At 56.7% G+C, this 16628-nt stretch carries 9 protein-coding genes, 1 tRNA gene and 3 rRNA genes; 12 read left to right on the forward strand and 1 reads right to left on the reverse strand.

Annotated elements, in window-relative coordinates:
• Positions 1-4 precede the first annotated feature (4 nt).
• The 12 genes from GKZ68_RS01660 (at position 5) to GKZ68_RS01715 (ending at position 15433) form a co-directional block, all read left to right on the forward strand.
• Positions 5-1357 carry an APC family permease gene (locus GKZ68_RS01660; protein WP_173110124.1) on the forward strand — a complete coding sequence of 451 codons (1353 nt, stop codon included), beginning with the start codon at positions 5-7 and terminating at the stop codon, positions 1355-1357.
• Between the two features lie 78 nt (positions 1358-1435).
• A complete protein-coding gene (locus tag GKZ68_RS01665) occupies positions 1436-2695 on the forward strand; it encodes a hypothetical protein (RefSeq protein ID WP_173110125.1) in 1260 nt (419 codons plus the stop codon).
• 97 nt (positions 2696-2792) lie between these two features.
• Entirely contained in the window at positions 2793-4040 is a 1248-nt protein-coding gene (locus tag GKZ68_RS01670; RefSeq protein ID WP_173110126.1) for a serine hydrolase, read from the forward strand.
• An 850-nt stretch (positions 4041-4890) separates the two neighbouring features.
• A 16S ribosomal RNA gene (locus GKZ68_RS01675) occupies positions 4891-6406 on the forward strand.
• A 92-nt stretch (positions 6407-6498) separates the two neighbouring features.
• Positions 6499-6572: transfer RNA gene (locus GKZ68_RS01680), tRNA-Ile, on the forward strand.
• 188 nt (positions 6573-6760) lie between these two features.
• Positions 6761-9673, forward strand: a 23S ribosomal RNA gene (locus GKZ68_RS01685).
• An 85-nt stretch (positions 9674-9758) separates the two neighbouring features.
• Positions 9759-9870 (forward strand): 5S ribosomal RNA (gene rrf / locus GKZ68_RS01690).
• Together the 16S, 23S and 5S rRNA genes with 1 tRNA gene alongside form the textbook arrangement of a ribosomal RNA operon.
• Before the next feature lie 230 nt (positions 9871-10100).
• Entirely contained in the window at positions 10101-12155 is a 2055-nt protein-coding gene (locus GKZ68_RS01695) for a BatA domain-containing protein (RefSeq protein ID WP_173110127.1), read from the forward strand.
• 52 nt (positions 12156-12207) lie between these two features.
• Positions 12208-12768, forward strand: a complete 561-nt coding sequence (locus GKZ68_RS01700) for a DUF4199 domain-containing protein (RefSeq protein WP_173110128.1) — start codon at positions 12208-12210, stop codon at positions 12766-12768.
• 28 nt (positions 12769-12796) lie between these two features.
• The gene (locus GKZ68_RS01705) at positions 12797-13324 is read left to right on the forward strand and encodes a DUF4199 domain-containing protein (protein WP_173110130.1); all 528 of its coding nucleotides are present in this window, start codon (positions 12797-12799) and stop codon (positions 13322-13324) included.
• Positions 13317-14294 (forward strand): glycosyltransferase family 2 protein, encoded by a 978-nt coding sequence (locus GKZ68_RS01710; RefSeq protein WP_217275294.1) that lies wholly within the window; start codon positions 13317-13319, stop codon positions 14292-14294. Before GKZ68_RS01705 ends, GKZ68_RS01710 begins: the two co-directional genes overlap by 8 nt.
• Positions 14291-15433 carry a glycosyltransferase gene (locus GKZ68_RS01715; RefSeq protein ID WP_173110132.1) on the forward strand — a complete coding sequence of 381 codons (1143 nt, stop codon included), beginning with the start codon at positions 14291-14293 and terminating at the stop codon, positions 15431-15433. The genes GKZ68_RS01710 and GKZ68_RS01715 overlap by 4 nt, the downstream gene beginning before the upstream one ends.
• 32 nt (positions 15434-15465) lie before the next feature.
• On the opposite strand, the gene GKZ68_RS01720 is transcribed toward GKZ68_RS01715, so the two are convergent.
• Positions 15466-16584: a glycosyltransferase family 9 protein gene (locus GKZ68_RS01720; protein WP_173110134.1), complete on the reverse strand. Its 1119-nt coding sequence runs from the start codon at positions 16582-16584 to the stop codon at positions 15466-15468.
• Positions 16585-16628 lie beyond the last annotated feature (44 nt).

A 16628-nucleotide genomic window follows, 5' to 3' on the forward strand; every position in this document is an offset into this window, starting at 1 on the left:
TTCGATGCCTGACTCTCCCAGTTCTTATAAAATAAATTTTCGCGCCGGCACCGCCATCGTCATCGCCAGTATGGTGGGTACCGGGGTTTTTACCAGCCTGGGTTTTCAGGTACTGGGCATCCAGAGCGGCTTTGCGCTGCTGATGCTGTGGGCGGTGGGCGGCCTCATTGCGCTGTGCGGCGCCGTGAGCTACGGCGAGCTGGCCGCCGCCATGCCGCGCTCGGGCGGCGAGTACCATTACCTGAGCCAGATTTATCACCCGGCGCTGGGGTTTTTGTCGGGTTGGGTGTCGGCCACGGTGGGCTTTGCCGCGCCCACGGCTTTGGCCGCGCTGGCGCTGGCCCGCTACTCCCAGGGCGTGTGGCCGGAGCTAGCCACGCCGCTCGGCGCGGGCAGCGCCTACACGTGGGCCACCGTGCTGGCCGTGGCCGTTGTGCTGGGGCTAGCCCTGGTGCACGGGCGCAGCACCCGCGCCGGCAGCCGCTTGCAGGTAGTCATTACCACCGTTAAAGTGCTGATACTCGTGGCATTTATTGGGGCTGGCCTGGTGTTGGGTAAGCCCCAGCCACTGACGTTTGCGCCCGATGCGGCGGGTTGGCGCGCCTTGCTCAGCCCCACATTTGCCGTGTCGCTGGTCTACGTCAGCTACGCCTACTCGGGCTGGAATGCGGCCGTGTACCTGACCGGTGAAATCGAGCGCCCGCAGCGCAATCTTTCGCGCATTCTGCTCACGGGCACGGCCGCCGTGCTGCTGCTGTACGTGGGGCTGAACTACGTTTTTCTGCGAGCCACGCCGCTGGCCGTGCTCAAGGGCCAGCTCGAAGTGGGCTATCTGGCGGCCAGCTGGGTGTTTGGCCCGGCGCTGGGCCGGCTCATGGGCGGCGTCATTGCGGCGCTGCTGGTGTCTACCATCAGCGCCATGATTTTTGCCGGTCCGCGCATCGTACAAACGATGGGGGAGGACCTACCCGCCCTGGGCTGGCTAGCCGGCCGCAGCCGGGCGGGTATTCCGGTGCGGGCGCTGCTGCTGCAAGTGGCTATTACCCTGGTATTTATTCTGAAACCTGATTTTCAGGCCGTATTGGTTTACGCGGGCTTCGTACTCAATTTATTCACGTTTCTGACCGTGCTGGGGGTGTTTGTGCTGCGCTGGCGGCAGCCCGAGCTGCCCCGCCCGTACCGGGCCTGGGGCTACCCGGTTACGCCGCTGCTTTTCCTGGCCCTCAGCGCCTGGACTTTGGTATTTATTATCAAGGACAAGCCGACCGAGTCGCTCTACGGGTTTTACACCGTGGCCAGCGGCTTGCTCCTTTACTTTGCGGCGCAAAAGCTGCGCCCGGCCGTTCGGCCTACCTAGCCGCTGCCTTTTCACCTCCTTATTATTTCGCTGCGCCGCTCCTGCCTATTTCACAGGGTAGGGCGTCTTTCCAAGCTAATGCGCCTTTCTCTGCTGCCGCTGCTGCCGGCCTTTGCCCTGCTCGCCGCTTGCTCCAACTCTGCGCCCGAGCAGCAAGCCACGACCAAAACCGAAACGATGGCCGACACGGCCAACAAAGTAGCTAGCGGGCGCCCCGCCGTGCCCGCCACCCAGGCCGATAGTGCCGCGCCCACCACTCCGCGCCCGGCCGCCGCCCGCCAGGCCCCCGATATGGCCAACGTGCAAAACGTAGCCGACTACCTGGCTGGCCTGCCGCCCCAGGCTGGTACTCCGCTAGCCGAGCTAGCTGCCCAGCCCGCCTGGCAGGCCTTCGCCAAAGACCAGGATAAAAGCTGGGCCAAGTACCGCACCACGCACACCGACCGCATGAACCACTGGGCGGCCACCCAGCTCGATTCGGTGCGCCAGGCCACCTCCACGCTGTTTTACCCCTTCAGCGGCCCCGATTTTCTGAATGCCTTCACCCTGTTTCCCACCGCCAGTACCTACGTCATGTTTGGGCTGGAGCCGGTGGGCAGCGTGCCTAGCCGCGAGAACCTCGAAAACCCGGCCATCTTACCCGCCATCAAGAAATCGCTCTGGTCGGTGCTGAATTTCAGCTTCTTCCGCACTAATGACATGGCGGTGGACCTTAAGTCGGTGAACCTCGACGGGGCCGTGCCGCTCATTATGCTCTTCGCCGCCCGCACTGGCAATCATTTGCAAAGCGTGCAGCCGGTGCAGCTCGATGCCCAGGGCCAGCTCCACGCCGTCACCGATACTACCCGCGCGCCCGGCTCCAAAGCCATTCAGGGCGCCGAGTTGAAGCTGCAAGCCGCCGACGGCACCGAGAAGACCGTCTACTACTTCTCGGCCGACCTCAGCGACTGGAAGCTGAGCACCAAAAGCGCCCCGCTAGCCTACGTGCGCACCCTCGGCCCGCTCACCACCTACGTGAAGTCGGCCACCTACCTCATGCACAAGACCTATTTCTCCAAAATCCGCAACTTGGTGCTGGAGCGCAGCAATTACCTGCTGCAAGACGACAGCGGCATTGCCATGAAGTATTTCCCGAAAGATGCCTGGCAATTCACGTACTATGGCACCTACCGGCGCCCCATCAACCTCTTTGCCAAGCAGTATCAGCCCGAGCTAACCGCTGCCTACCACGACAGCCTGCGCCGCGCCCGCCCGCTGCCCTTCGGCACTGGCTACAACTGGCGCCAAACCGATAGCAACCTGCTGCTAGCTAAGCGCCGCGCCCCCATCAGCAAGTAGATAAATGGGCTGAAGCCCCCGCATCAATTTTCGGAATGCCGTGATATTAGCTATCACGGCATTCCTTCTTATATACTGTATCAAAATCCGTTTAGCTATGAAGTTTATCCTAGTCGCGCTGCTGCTAATTTCCATCTCTGCCCAAGCGCAAACCAATCAGTATCCTGATTCCCCTCTCCTCGACAGTCTTCTCCACACTAATCCGGCCCTGGCTAGGGTACTCAGCCATCCCGAAGCCTACCAGCTCCAGCTTATTTACACCCAAATAAACCGTGACGCCCACAACGTCCCACATTTTACCCCGCACACCTACCACCTCAATCCCCGTCAGTATTTCAATCCCGCTAGCCTCGTTAAGCTTCCCGTGGCGCTGCTAGCGCTCGAAAAACTTCACACGCTGCCCGCACCTATTGATAGGAGCACCATTATGTCTACAGGAGTTGCGGGGCGCTGCCAAACGCCCGTCCCCTTCGCTGCCCCCGCCGATTCCGACCGCCTAGCCACCGTCGGCAATTATATCAAGCGCATGCTCCTGGTCAGCGATAACTTGGCTTATAACCGCCTGTATGAGTTTTTAGGTCAGAAAGCAATCAACGACCGTCTCCAACAGCTAGGCTACACTGGCAGCCGCATCGTGCGCCGTTTCGCCCCCTGCGATACCGCCGCCAACCGCACTACCAATCCCATTGCTTTCCACACGCTTAATGGCGATACTATCTACAAGCAGCCGGCCCAAACTAACCCCCGCACCCCCGCACCCCCGCTAGGGCCCGTATTTGCCGGCCGCGCCTACAAAGTCGGCGACCGCCTCGTCCGGCGTCCCTACGAGTTCACTACTGCCAACAATCTCCCCCTGCCCGACATTACGGCCCTGCTCCAAACTGCCCTTTTCCCCGCGCCCCTCCTTGCCACCCAACGCCCGCAACTTACGCCCACCGACCACGCCTTTCTCCGCCAATACCTGCACCTCACACCGCACGCCAGCTATTTTACCGCCTATGCCACCCCCAAATACTTCGATGCCTACAAAAAATACCTCTATTACGGTCGCCTCCCCGAAGCCCAGCCCCAATCCGGCCTCCGCATCTTTAATATCGTGGGCATGTCGCACGGCTATCTCGCCGATGTTGCCTACTTCGCCGATTCCCTCCACCAGTCCGAATTCCTACTGAGCGCCGTCCTCTACGTCAACCAAGACGGCATTATCAACGATGCCAACTACGAATACGACACCATCGGAGAGCCCTTCCTAGCTCAGCTAGGCCAGCTTTTCTACCAATACGAAGCTCGCCGCCCCCGCCAATACCGCCCCGACCTCACCCTTTTCTTCGAAAAATATCTCTAGGCCTAAATTTTTTTCAATCCCACCCGGTTGGCTAACCGGCTGATTGCTAATGGCAGCACCCGCCCCCGGCTTTCCAGCAAAGCGTCATAGTACGAAAAAAGCCGGCCCATCGTTACCAACGCGGCCCTTCCAGCCGTACTTTTGCACTCCCAAATCGAACGGACGCGGGCACTCCCAAACGAGCAACGAGTCACAAACTCAAAAAAACTCCTTTGGAAATACCGACATTCTTAGCCTATCTTTGCACCCCCGTTCCAGCAACGGTCCATCGGAATCGCCGAAGAAGAGGTTGAAAAACCAAATTTTTTCGCCTCAAATTTGGCAAGTCAAAAAAAACCACTACCTTTGCACTCCCAAACAAAACGGAGCACGTGAAACGCCGGCAACAGCAACGTAGTTTACAAACAGTTGCACACCAAAAGCTAGTTTAGTCGAAACTGGCACGACAATCAAACGAAACGAGAAACCTTAAAAATTTCTCCTTTTAATTTTGAAAGTCAAAAAAATTTCTTACTTTTGCACCGCGATTCAATCGAAAGCCACTACAAACAATTACGAAGCGAAAGCAATAAATTTTTTTCGCCTAGAACTTACAAAGTAAAAAATTTCTCGTACCTTTGCACTCCCAAATAAAACAGGGCGCTGCAAACAGCGAAACTGGGCAGCCGACGCAGCCCACCATGTTGCCTCAATTGGAAGCAACAAACGTTCTTTGAATGACTGGAAAAGACAAATGGTAAGTATGCTTACGCAAGTAAGCAGAAACGTAACATTAAAAATTTAACTCGTCAATACGAGTCGGATTGGCACTCGACATCAGCCCATGTTCGCATGGGTGCAGGAATATTTTACAATGGAGAGTTTGATCCTGGCTCAGGATGAACGCTAGCGGCAGGCCTAATACATGCAAGTCGAACGGTCAGTAGCAATACTGATAGTGGCGCACGGGTGCGTAACACGTAACTAACCTACCTATACCTGGGGGATAGCCCGCCGAAAGGCGGATTAATACCGCATAAGGCTTTTACCTGGCATCGGGTGATAGTTAAAGATTTATTGGGTATAGATGGGGTTGCGGGTCATTAGCTAGTTGGTTGGGTAACGGCTGACCAAGGCGACGATGACTAGGGGAGCTGAGAGGCTGGTCCCCCACACGGGCACTGAGATACGGGCCCGACTCCTACGGGAGGCAGCAGTAGGGAATATTGGGCAATGGGCGAGAGCCTGACCCAGCCATGCCGCGTGCAGGACGAAGGCTTTCTGAGTCGTAAACTGCTTTTGACAGGGAAGAATAAGCTGCTCGTGAGCAGTGATGACGGTACCTGCAGAATAAGCACCGGCTAACTCCGTGCCAGCAGCCGCGGTAATACGGAGGGTGCGAGCGTTGTCCGGATTTATTGGGTTTAAAGGGTGCGTAGGCGGCCTTGTAAGTCCGGGGTGAAAGCCCGTTGCTCAACAACGGAACTGCCCTGGATACTGCGAGGCTTGAGTACAGACGAGGTTGGCGGAATGGACCGAGTAGCGGTGAAATGCATAGATACGGTCCAGAACCCCGATTGCGAAGGCAGCTGACTAGGCTGTTACTGACGCTGAGGCACGACAGCGTGGGGAGCGAACAGGATTAGATACCCTGGTAGTCCACGCCGTAAACGATGGATACTCGCTGCGGGCTAAAGATTGTCCGTGGCTTAGGGAAACCGATAAGTATCCCACCTGGGGAGTACGCCGGCAACGGTGAAACTCAAAGGAATTGACGGGGGCCCGCACAAGTGGTGGAGCATGTGGTTTAATTCGATGATACGCGAGGAACCTTACCTAGGCTAGAATGCGCGTGACCGGCTCAGAGATGAGCCTTTCCTTCGGGACACAAAGCAAGGTGCTGCATGGCCGTCGTCAGCTCGTGCCGTGAGGTGTTGGGTTAAGTCCCGCAACGAGCGCAACCCCTATGGTTAGTTGCCAGCACGTAATGGTGGGGACTCTAGCCAGACTGCCTGCGCAAGCAGTGAGGAAGGCGGGGACGACGTCAGGTCATCATGGCCCTTACGCCTAGGGCGACACACGTGCTACAATGGACGGTACAGCGGGTAGCTACTGGGCGACCAGATGCCAATCTCGAAAAGCCGTTCTCAGTTCGGATCGGAGTCTGCAACTCGACTCCGTGAAGCTGGAATCACTAGTAATCGCGCATCAGCCATGGCGCGGTGAATACGTTCCCGGGCCTTGTACACACCGCCCGTCAAGCCATGAAAGTCTGGTAGACCTGAAGCTGGTGCTCCGCAACGAAGCCAGTTAGGGTAGAACAGGTAATTAGGGCTAAGTCGTAACAAGGTAGCCGTACCGGAAGGTGCGGCTGGATCACCTCCTTTCTGGAGCAATCTCGACTCGTGAGTTCAAAAATGTTACGTGGTACTATACCACGCGTCTTTTCCATCATTCAAATAATAAAACTTGGTATGTTGGGCTTGTAGCTCAGGTGGTTAGAGCGCTACACTGATAATGTAGAGGTCCGTGGTTCGAGTCCACGCAGGCCCACTCTGCCATCTTATACTAAGTAAGAGTTTGGTTTAGCCTGAAGTAATTCAGCTATTCCACAATTGCTACCGATTGGGTAGTAAACGTTCTTTGACGTAAGGGAAAACAAGAAAGAGAAGTACAAAGCGGGTGTGTCCGTCACAGACGGATGCACAGTTCTCCTACACTTCGAGTGTAGAGAATCGCAAGCGAGAAGTAAGCAAGAGCACACGGGGGATGCCTAGGGTCTCAGAGGCGAGGAAGGACGCGATAAGCTGCGATAAGCTCGGGGGAGGGGCACATACCCGTTATATCCCGAGATTTCCGAATGGGGCAACCCCATCGGTTGAAGACCGATGACCACTCCTGTATTGGACTGGGGCAAACGCCGGGAACTGAAACATCTCAGTACCGGCAGGAAAAGAAAATAACCATGATTCCCCAAGTAGTGGCGAGCGAACGGGGAGGAGCCCAAACCACGGCGGTTACGGCCGCTGTGGGGTTGTAGGGTCGCAACATCTGATTGAATCGAGATAACTGAAGTGTGTGGGAAAACACGCCAGAGACGGTGAGAGCCCGGTAAGTGACATTTCTGATTCACGGTAGCGATACCCTGAGTAGGGCGGGGCCGGAGAAACCCCGTCTGAAGCGAGCGGCACCATCCGCTAAGGCTACATACTCCTGAGACACCGATAGTGAACCAGTACCGTGAGGGAAAGGTGAAAAGAACCGCGGATAGCGGAGTGAAAAGAACCTGAAACCGTGTGCTTACAAGCAGTTAGAGGGGTGTCAATACCCTGATAGCGTGCCTTTTGCATAATGAGCCTACGAGTTACTCCTCACTGGCAAGGTTAAGTGTATAGATACACGCAGCCGCAGCGAAAGCGAGTCTGAATAGGGCGCGTAGTCAGTGGGGGTAGACGCGAAACCTAGTGAGCTACCCTTGAGCAGGATGAAGGAGCGGTAACACGCTGTGGAGGTCCGAACCAGTTTCCGTTGAAAAGGATTTGGATGACTTGAGGGTAGGGGTGAAAGGCCAATCAAACTAGGAAATAGCTCGTACTCCCCGAAATGTATTGAGGTACAGCGTCGTGGTTAGGTTTGCTGGAGGTAGAGCTACCAATAGGACTAGGGGGTGTCAGAGCCTACCGAATCCTGATGAACTCCGAATGCCAGCAAATTCATACACGGCAGTGAGGCCTGGGGTGCTAAGGTCCCCGGCCGAGAGGGAAAGAACCCAGACCCGCCGCTAAGGTCCCTAAGTTCTAGCTAAGTTGAACAAAGGAGGTCCAGTTGCTTTGACAGCCAGGAGGTTGGCTTGGAAGCAGCCATTCCTTTAAAGAGTGCGTAACAGCTCACTGGTCGAGCGACCGGGCATCGATAATACGCGGGCATCAAGCTAGGCACCGAAGCGCGGGATTTACACTTTGTGTAAGTGGTAGGGGAGCATTCTGGTTGCGGCGAAGCCGTGCTGTCAGGCATGGTGGAGCGTCCAGAAAAGCACATGTAGGCATGAGTAACGATAAAATAGGTGCGAAACCTATTCGCCGATAGACTAAGGTTTCCAATTCAACGCTAATCGGAATTGGGTTAGGCGGGACCTAAGGGAGAGCCGACAGGTGTACCCGATGGCAAGCCAGTTGATATTCTGGCCCCCGGACTAGGAAGTGATGCAGGGACGCAGGAATGAAAGTACCGCGAGCGGACGGAAGTGCTCGTTAAAGCCCGTACCTATTGAGATGGTAGTTAAGTACGCCGACTTAGGGGAAAGGTGATAGTACCACACGGCCTTCGGGCCACGTGGATAGTGTACCTAAGGACTGCCAAGAAAAGCTGCTAAACGTTGTATCCTAGCTCGGCCCGTACCGCAAACCGACACAGGTAGTCAAGGAGAGCATCCTGAGGCGCTCGAGTGAATCACGGCCAAGGAACTCGGCAAAATGGTCCTGTAACTTCGGGAGAAGGGACGCTTCCTCTAGCGATAGAGAAGCCGCAGTGAAAAGACCCAAGCGACTGTTTAACAAAAACACATGGCTTTGCTAACGCGTAAGCGGACGTATAAGGCCTGACACCTGCCCGGTGCTGGAAGGTTAAGAGGGGAGCTTAGTCGCAAGGCGAAGGCTTGAATCGAAGCCCCAGTAAACGGCGGCCGTAACTATAACGGTCCTAAGGTAGCGAAATTCCTTGTCGGGTAAGTTCCGACCTGCACGAATGGTGTAACGATTTGGGTGCTGTCTCAGCCGTGAGCTCGGTGAAATTGTAGTCTCGGTGAAGATGCCGAGTACCCGCCACGGGACGGAAAGACCCCGTGCACCTTTACTATAGGTTGCCATTGGTGATGGGTTCAGTATGTGTAGCATAGGCGGGAGGCGTCGAAGCGGGGGCGCTAGCTCTCGTGGAGCCAACGTTGAAATACCGCCCTTACTGTGCCTGTTGCCTAACTCTTGCTTTGCAAGAGAACAGTGGCTGCTGGGTAGTTTGACTGGGGTGGTCGCCTCCAAAAGCGTATCGGAGGCTTTCAAAGGTCCACTCAATCCGCTTGGTAACCGGATGTAGAGCGCAATAGTAGAAGTGGGCTTGACTGTGAGACTGACTAGTCGAGCAGGGTCGAAAGACGGATATAGTGATCCGGTGGTTCCGCATGGAAGGGCCATCGCTCAAAGGATAAAAGGTACGCCGGGGATAACAGGCTGATCTCCCCAAGAGCTCATATCGACGGGGAGGTTTGGCACCTCGATGTCGGCTCGTCACGTCCTGGGGCTGGAGAAGGTCCCAAGGGTTCGGCTGTTCGCCGATTAAAGTGGCACGCGAGCTGGGTTCAGAACGTCGTGAGACAGTTCGGTCCCTATCTGTGGTGGGCGTTGGATGATTGAGAGGACCTGACTTTAGTACGAGAGGACCGAGTTGGACCAGCCGCTGGTGCGCCGGTTGTCCCGCCAGGGGCAGCGCCGGGTAGCTACGCTGGGAGCAGATAAGCGCTGAAAGCATCTAAGTGCGAAACTCACCTCCAGATGAGTCATCCCAATGAAAGGTTCGTGGTAGACGACCACGTAAATAGGCGGCAGGTGTAAAGCTGGAAACAGCATAGCTGAGCCGTACTAAGGAACCGAGGACTTACGCTTGGCCCACTAGCTTTCTACTTCTTTTTCTTTTCCCTTATGTCAACGGTTTTGCTATTGGTCCCTGAACACGACCAGTAACGCCAGCAATGGTGGCTTTAGCCCGGGTGTTCACCTCTTCCCATTCCGAACAGAGTCGTTAAGCCCCGGTGCGCCTATGGTACTGCCCTCACCGGTGGGAGAGTCGGTCGCCGCCAACTTTTTTGCAACAAGAGTCCTCCTGCTTCGCTTTCACCAGCGCTAGCAGGAGGACTCTTGCGTTTATCTCTACTGCAGAATTTCTGCAATGAGCATTCTTAATCCATGATTACGTCGGCTGTGCAATTATTGCGAAAAATCACGTTAGAATTTAATTCAGCATCAAGGTGAATAAAACGGGTAGTTTTGTAGTTCTAGCCTAGCGTATACAGTCAGGTAAGATTACAAGCGAATGCAGTTCGTATATCCAGGTTTTTTGTGGGGATTATTGGCCATATGTATTCCTATCACTATTCATCTGTTGCAACTGAGGCGGCCGCAACGAATATTTTTTACTAATACTGGCTTTATTAGAGAGGTTGAGCTGACCACCATGCGTCGACGCCGGTTGCAGGAGTTACTGGTGTTATTAACGCGGGTATTAGCAGTAGTGGCCTTGGTTTTGCTGTTCTGTCAGCCTTTTATTCCGGTAGCTGATAATGCGGTTAAGACTGTTGGAGAAACAGTTAACGTGCTGGTTGATAATTCAGGTAGTATGCAAGCCGCTGGAATGGTGCAGTCGCATGTGGCGCAGGAAGCAGCGGCTGGTGCCATTACCTTGGGTAAAAATTACGTATCCAGCGCTCATTTCAAGCTTCTGGGGCAGCGGGGCAATAGTTTAAGTGAGGCAGCATATAGGGATGCGGTGGCTAGCCAGGTCGCGGCGGGGAGACAGGTGGGTTGGGGGGCGACGACCGTGCGCGACGCTTTGCAGGATGAGCAGCAAGGACCGCTCTATTTATTTAGTGACTTTCAGAAAAATGAGGCAAATCCACAACTGTGGCAGCACATTCGGCGGGGCGGAGAGGTGGTATTGGTCCCGCAAGTGGCACGACCGGCCGGTAATATTTATGTAGATAGTGTGTGGCTGAATGATGCCTTTGTGCGCGCGCATACTAATGTTGGGTTGCACATTAGGTTACGCAATGGCGGTAGCGAAGCGGTAGCTGCTTGCCCGGTGAAAATATTGCTGGGAACGCAGCAAGTGGCTACTTTTCAAGTGACAGTGGGTGCTGGCCAAGCTAGCGAGGTAACAACTCAGGTACAACTGCCGAATGCCAACCTGGCGCTAGGGCAAGTATTGACTGGTGATGCTCCCGTGATTTTTGATAATACTTACTATTTCACCTTGCAGCCGGCCGCCGCCATTCGGGTGCTGGAAATAGGGCCCGAGCCTGTTGCGCAACAGGCATATGCGGGTGAGCCATTATTTACGTACTCGTTCGCTAAGCCTCAATCGGTGAATTACGACGAGATGCGGCGGGCTGACTTGGTGTTGCTGCGCGAAGTGCCCCAAGTAGATACTGGGTTGCGCGAGGCGCTGGCGGCCGTGGTGCGGCGGGGTAAATGCGTAGTGGTAGTGCCACCGGCTAGCCCGTCCGCTCGAACTTCTTACCACGAAATATTCCGGGCGTTGGGAATTGGGGGAGAGCAGTGGGAAACGCCGAGTGCCAGCGGCGCGGCGCGGCAGGAGGTAGCTATGCCTAGCGCAAGCAATCCATTCTTTAAAGACGTGCTAGGGGCGCAGCCACGGCAAGTAGTGATGCCAACTGTAACTGCCGTAGTGCGGCTAGGTCGCGGAGGCACCGATATTCTGCGGCTGCGCGACGGCGATGGCTTCCTCACCGAGTTCAGCAGCGGGGCCGGGCACGCGTATGTATTTGCGGCGCCCTTTGCAAAAGAGTATTCCGACTTCACAATGCATTCGCTCTTTGTACCGGTGCTTTACCGGTTGGCAATGCTTAGTTACCACAGCGACCAGCCGCTAGCTTATCGGCTCAGCACGCCCGCCTTGACCTTACCGGTGCCGCTGGCTGCCAGCCGCACTGCCGATGAGGCTAGCTACCGCCTGGTGCGCGACAGCCTAACCTATATTCCGGCGCAGCGCCTGCTCGGGGGGCAACTGCACTTAGATGTGCCGACTGGCCTGACAACCCCAGGCTTTTACAACTTAACCAAACAAGGCAAGGTGCTGACAACGCTAGCCTTTAACGCGGATAAGCGTGAATCGGAACTGGCGGCTTACTCCGCGGCGGAGTTGCGGCAGCTGCTTGGCTCCAACCACCCCAATGTACGGGTGCTGGAGGGCGGCGCGCAGCCCGAAACGGTAGCGCGCTACCGCGCCGAGCAAACCGGCCAGCCGCTTTGGCGCTATTGCCTGCTGCTAGCCTTGGCTTGCCTGTTGGCCGAAGCACTGTTGCTACGCTTTGGCCGGTCGCGCACCGGCGCGAGTCTGGCCGCAGCCTAGCCAGCAAGGGGGCGCCCCAACGAGCCGTATCTTGCGGGCCGATTTGTAGGTTATGCAGCCAGAAGATTTAAAAGGTAGTGCCAGTGTCAGGGGGGCAGCTGCCCCAGGGCTAGTGGGGCAGTTGGGGCTGCGCTTTGGCGTGGGAGCCGGGCTAGTGTGTGCCGCCTGGCTGCTTTTTTTGCAGTGGTCGGGTAATAATCCATTCAGTCCCAAGCAGATAATGGGCCTGCTGGTGGTGCCCTTCGTGGCGGCGGGCAGCCAGTGGTTTTTGCGCTATAAGCTAGCGCCGGCCCGGCCTGGCGTGGGCCGGACCCTGGCCGTGGGCGGCCTGACCGTACTGCTGGCCGCCAGCATGGCCGCCGCCAGCGTGTGGGCGTTGGCCCACACCGTGGGCGAGCAAGAACTGGCCCGTAACCGCAGCGAGCTGATTGAAATAACTAAGGTGCAGCAGCGGCTGCGACCCAAGGAAAAGCGCAACGCCGCTTTTGAAAAACAGGAGTTGGCGCAAGCAGGTGCCTTGTCAGTGAATGACTTGGCTAGGGGTACATTTACGTGGACTATTTTGCTGGGCCTGCTGCTGGCGGTGCCGAGTGGTATATTTTTGCGCAAGTAGCTTCTTTCACCTCTTTTCCTATTGTATCATGCAAACTGCTACGCCTTCTGTTTCTACTGCCGCCGTGGGTGGGCGGTATGGCCTGCTCACCGGCCTAGTGAGCGTCATCGTTTCGTTTGGTATCTACGCCTTGCATCTGGAGCAAAACGCGGCCGTGCGCTTTTTGACAATGGCGGTGCTGGTGGTGGGCATTATTCTGGCGATGCGCAGCTTTAAAGAGCAAAATGCCGGATTTATGAATTACGGTCAGGGCCTAGGTGTCGGCATGACAGTAGCTGGTGTAGTAGGGTTGTTGAGTGCGGCATTCACGTATGTCTACACCACGTTTGTAGACCCCGAAATGATGACACGCGTGATGGACAAGGCGCGGGCCGATATGGAAGCCAAAGGCACCATGTCGGATGCGCAAATAGACCAGGCGATGGCAATGTCAGCCAAGTTCACGACTGGGCCTTTTATGTTGATTTTTGCCGTAGTAGGTACTCTTGTCTTAGGATTGATTATCAGCTTAATAGCGGCCGCCTTTGTTAAAAATCCCAAACCCGAGTTTGAATAAGCTAGCTGCCAGCTTTCCGGTGGAGCTTTCCATCGTTATTCCCCTGCTCAATGAAGCCGAATCCTTGCCCGAGCTCACGCGCTGGATTCAGCGCGTGCTCACGGCGCGGGGCCTTTCCTACGAGGTTATTCTGATTGACGACGGCTCGACCGACGATTCGTGGGTAGTAATTGAGGCGCTGGCGGGCCAAGACATGGCCTTGCGTGGTATTCGCTTCAATCGCAACTACGGCAAGTCGGCGGCGCTGAACGTGGGCTTCAGCGCGGCGCGCGGCCGGGTGGTGTGCACCATGGATGCCGACCTGCAAGACTCGCCCGAAGAGTTACCCGAGCTCTACCGCATGATAACCGAGGATGATTACGACCTGATAAGCGGCTGGAAGCAAAAGCGTTATGACCCGCTCTCTAAAACCATTCCGACCAAGCTGTTTAACGGGGCTACGCGGGCAATTTCAGGCATTCAGCTGCACGATTTTAACTGTGGCCTCAAGGCCTATGACCAGCGCGTGGTAAAGAGCATCGAGGTCTACGGCGAGATGCACCGCTACATCCCGGTCATTGCTAAGTGGGCGGGCTTCAGGAAGATAGGTGAAAAAATAGTGCAGCACCAGGAGCGCAAGTACGGTGTAACCAAGTTTGGGCTGGAGCGCTTCATCTACGGCTTTCTCGACTTGGCTAGCATCACCTTCGTGAGTCGGTTTCGGCGGCGGCCGATGCACTTTTTTGGTACGCTGGGCACGCTTTCCTTTTTCCTGGGCATGATACTCACGTTGTGGCTCACGGGCGAGAAGGTGTGGCTGTCGCTGCACAACCTGCGGGCGCGCAACGTGACCGAGCAGCCACTGTTTTTTCTGTCGCTGGTGGCAGTTATAATTGGGGTGCAGCTATTTTTGGCCGGGTTTCTGGCCGAGATGGTGCAGCTCAACGGCCCGCGTCGCAACGACTACCTGGTCCGCGAAACCCTGCGATGAAAGTGGTCATCATCGGCCCGGCTTACCCGCTGCGCGGCGGGCTAGCCACCTACAATGAGCGCCTGGCGCGGGCTTTCCGCGCGGCGGGCGATGAGGTGCGCATCATTACGTTTTCGCTGCAGTACCCTGATTTTCTGTTTCCTGGCCAAACGCAGCTCAGCACCGAAGCAGGGCCAGCCGACCTCGACATTGAAGTCAGCCTGAACTCGGTAAATCCACTGTCGTGGCTGGCCGTGGGTCAGCGGCTGCGGCGCGAGCGGCCTGATTTGGTGGTATTTCGGTTTTGGCTGCCATTTATGGGCCCGGCGCTGGGCACGGTGGCGCGGCTGGCGCGCGGCAATGGCCACACCCGCGTGGTGGCTATTACCGACAACGTGATTCCGCACGAGAAGCGCCCCGGCGATGGCCCGCTCACGCGCTATTTCCTGAGCGCCTGCGATGGCTTCGTGACCATGAGCCGCGCTGTGCTGGCCGATTTGCAGCGCCTGGGCTTTGGCCGAAAGCCCGCGCTCTACCGGCCGCACCCACTCTACGACAACTTTGGCCCGGCCCGGCCCAAAACGGAGGCCCTAGCCGCGCTGGGCTTGGCGTCGGAGTTTCATTACGTGCTGTTTTTCGGGTTTATCCGCGCGTATAAAGGCCTGGATATCTTGCTCGAAGCCCTGGCCGATGCCCGCGTGGCCGCCCTGCCGGTGAAGCTCATCATTGCCGGCGAGTTTTACGAAGATGCCGCACCCTACGAAGCGCTCATCAAAAAATACGCCCTCGAAAGCCAGTTGGTACGCGCCACCGATTTCATTCCGAATGAGCGCGTGGCCGACTACTTCAGCGCCGCCGACCTTGTTATTCAGCCCTACAAGAATGCCACTCAGAGCGGCGTGTCGCAGGTGGCCTATCACTTTGGCCGGCCCATGCTGGTGACCGACGTAGGTGGGCTAGCCGAGCTGATTCCGGCCGGCGTGGTAGGGTATGTGGTGCCGCCCACAGCCGGGGCCATTGCCGACGCACTGGTTGATTTTTACACGCACAACCGCGAGGATGCCTTCGCGGCCGGCGTGCGTCAGGAAGCCAAAAAGTTTTCGTGGGAAGTGATGGTGGCCGCGCTCAAAGAGGTGGCGCGGGCAGAAGACAAGCGCTAGCCTGCCGTTGTGCACCTGGTGGCCAGCTAATGCTAGCTCGGTATGGCTAGCGGCACGCTCTCTACTACTGCCCCAAACACTTTTTCGGCCGGCAGGTCTTCCATACAGCTGGTGCCTAGCCGGCAGGTGCCGCGGTAGAAGCATACGCACTGCTTATTGGGCTGCACGAGCTGGCCCCGGCCGTAGAGGTCAAATTCGTGTGGGTTGAAGATATTATTCATCAAAATCGTGGGCTTGCGCAGCGCAATGCTAATGTGCATACCCATCGTCACCTGCGTCACGATGCCTTGCATCTGGTTCATCAGGTTGATGAATTGGGGGAGGGGAAACGTACCGAGGTAGGTGGCGCCGGTGGCGGCTTGCAGCTCCAGGTTGCGCGGGTGCTCGGCCTCGCCGCCCAATAATACCGGCGCATAGCCGGCAGTTTGTAGCTTGGTTATCAATTCAATCCACTTCTCAGTGCTCCAGAGGCGAGTGGTCCAGCGGTCGCCGCAGCCGGTGTTGAGGCCGATGCGCGGGCCGGCGCTGGCGGGCGGCAGCTGGCGCCAATCGTAGCCTTTGTCATCGTGCGTGTCAAACACGTACTCCTCGCCCCGGAAGTCAAAGCCGCAGAGCTCGAAAATCTCCTGCACGTAGGGCTTGGTATTGCCCAGGCTCAGCTGGTCGAAGACACCGGTAAGATACTTATGGTCGGCTAGCTCGTTGATGGGCCACGGCACGCCGTCGTAGGGGCGCAACGTGTAGCCAAACTTGCTGGAAGCCTGCACATTGAGCAGCAGCGCGCAGGCTTCCTTCTCCTTATCGAGATTGATGGCGATGTCGAACTGCCGGGCTTGCAACTGCAAGGCACTGGCATAGTCGAACTTCAATATCTCCTCAATCTGCCCCTGCGGCAGGATGGCCGGCGTGAGGGTAAGCCAGGTGATGTAGCAGCCCGGATACTCCTGCCGCAGCCGCCGCAGCAGCGGCGTAGTGCGGATAACATCGCCGATGGCCCCGAGCTTAATGAGCAGAATACGCTTCGTAACCGGCTCATACACCGGGCAGTCGCCGCACATGTAGTCGTGTTCTTTATTAGGACGGCAGGGCAGGTCACCGCGAAAGAAACGGCAATCGGGGCAAACGGGGATGTCGTGAAGAAGTTGAGCCACGGAGAAGCAGGGAATCAAACAAACAGTAAAAATAGCACGCTCCG

Source organism: Hymenobacter sp. BRD128, assembly GCF_013256625.1.
Taxonomy (GTDB): Bacteria; Bacteroidota; Bacteroidia; order Cytophagales; family Hymenobacteraceae; genus Hymenobacter.

Coding starts and splice junctions, on each gene's coding strand:
- GKZ68_RS01660 (WP_173110124.1), top strand. CDS start 5: ATGCCTGACTCTCCCAGTTCTTATAAAATAAATTTTCGCGCCGGCACC.
- GKZ68_RS01665 (WP_173110125.1), top strand. CDS start 1,436: ATGCGCCTTTCTCTGCTGCCGCTGCTGCCGGCCTTTGCCCTGCTCGCC.
- GKZ68_RS01670 (WP_173110126.1), top strand. CDS start 2,793: ATGAAGTTTATCCTAGTCGCGCTGCTGCTAATTTCCATCTCTGCCCAA.
- GKZ68_RS01695 (WP_173110127.1), top strand. CDS start 10,101: ATGCAGTTCGTATATCCAGGTTTTTTGTGGGGATTATTGGCCATATGT.
- GKZ68_RS01700 (WP_173110128.1), top strand. CDS start 12,208: ATGCAGCCAGAAGATTTAAAAGGTAGTGCCAGTGTCAGGGGGGCAGCT.
- GKZ68_RS01705 (WP_173110130.1), top strand. CDS start 12,797: ATGCAAACTGCTACGCCTTCTGTTTCTACTGCCGCCGTGGGTGGGCGG.
- GKZ68_RS01715 (WP_173110132.1), top strand. CDS start 14,291: ATGAAAGTGGTCATCATCGGCCCGGCTTACCCGCTGCGCGGCGGGCTA.